Raw genomic sequence first — 1299 nt, forward strand, 5'->3', positions numbered from 1 at the left:
ACACCGAGGAACTCGCGCAGCTCCTCCAGGGCTTGGTGGCCGGCCGAGCGCAGTTCCCCGGCCGCGACCCGCGTCGAGTCCTCACGGGTGCTCAGCTCCAGGGCGCCCGCGTGCAGGACCATCAGGCTCACCCGGTGCGTGATGATGTCGTGCATCTCCACTGCCAGCTTCGCCCGCTCCTCCGCCCTGGCCTGCTCGGTGAGCAGGTGCTGCTCGCGCTCCGCCCGGTCGGCGCGGTCCCTGAGCACGTCGGCGAGCCGACGCTGCGACCGTACGTACATCCCGGCCAGCGCGGGCACCGCTGTGAGCAGCAAGCCGGGGGCGATGATGTCGCCGTCCGGCGTCCAGGGCCGGGTGGCGACGAGTGCGAGCACGGCTGTGAGCCCCCAGGCGCGGGCCAGGTCGGTGCCGTACGCCATGACGCTGTAACAGGCGAAGGGAGCTGCGAGCGGCACCCACACCCCTGCTCGGTCCACTTCCGGCAGCACGCCGGGGAACGTGCCCGCAACGAACAAGGGCATGGCCGCGACCAGCATCAAACCCATGATCCACATGGGTGCCGTGCGGCGGAACAGCAGGGAGAACGCCGCGAACGCCTGGAGCATCGGCGAGATCCAGTCCTTCGTCGACTGGGTCGACCGGAGGATCGCGGCGAGCGCCGCGAGAACCAGGAGGCACAGGACGAGGTCGACCGCACGGTCGCCCCAAGAGTACGAAGTACGTGTGCGCTGGGGCACCCAATCAGACCGTTCCACCGGTTCATGTTAGCGATGTCCGGGGACCGGCCCGAGTGCGTGTCCGCAGAGCGGGACGGACAGAACGGACAGACCTCAACGCCGGGCGGCGACAGCCGTCTTCGGGGTGAGGCTGTGCACGTCGAAGGCGCGCTTGGTGCGGTCGAGCCTGCGGAAGAGGTTGTCGGCGCCGCTGAACAGCAGCCGGGTCACACCGAGGCCGGTGAGGGTTTCGGTGACGGCACGCCAGTCGATGGGCCGGTCGAAGGTGTCGAGCAGCATCGTGCGCACGCCATCGGCCGAGTCGAGGACCGCACCGTCCTGGTCGGCGACGAGCGGCACGGACGGCGCCCGCACCGTGAGACCGGCGAGGACCTCGCGTTCCACGGTCCGGCGCAGCCCGGCGAACGCGGGCGCGTGCACCGGCGGCCGCATCGAGTACATCGAGTACCCGCCGAGGTCGCTGATCCGCTTCTTGAACCGGTCGAGGCGGCCCTCGCCCAGCGACAGCAGATGGAAGTCGTCGTCGAGATAGCCGGAGAACTCGTACCACTCGCCGTCGGCG

The 1299-nt window shown here is 70.1% G+C and carries 1 protein-coding gene and 1 pseudogene; both read right to left on the reverse strand.

Going from position 1 to position 1299, the window contains the following annotated elements:
• Nucleotides 1–755: histidine kinase (locus tag ACZ5CR_RS45660; RefSeq protein ID WP_468869718.1), on the reverse strand; the 755-nt coding region annotated here is incomplete at its 3' end.
• Between the two features lie 75 nt (nucleotides 756–830).
• Nucleotides 831–1299 (reverse strand): annotated as a pseudogene (locus ACZ5CR_RS45665) (ACP S-malonyltransferase); the annotation flags it as partial.

The sequence above is a fragment of the Streptomyces sp. NPDC031274 genome (assembly GCF_055570235.1).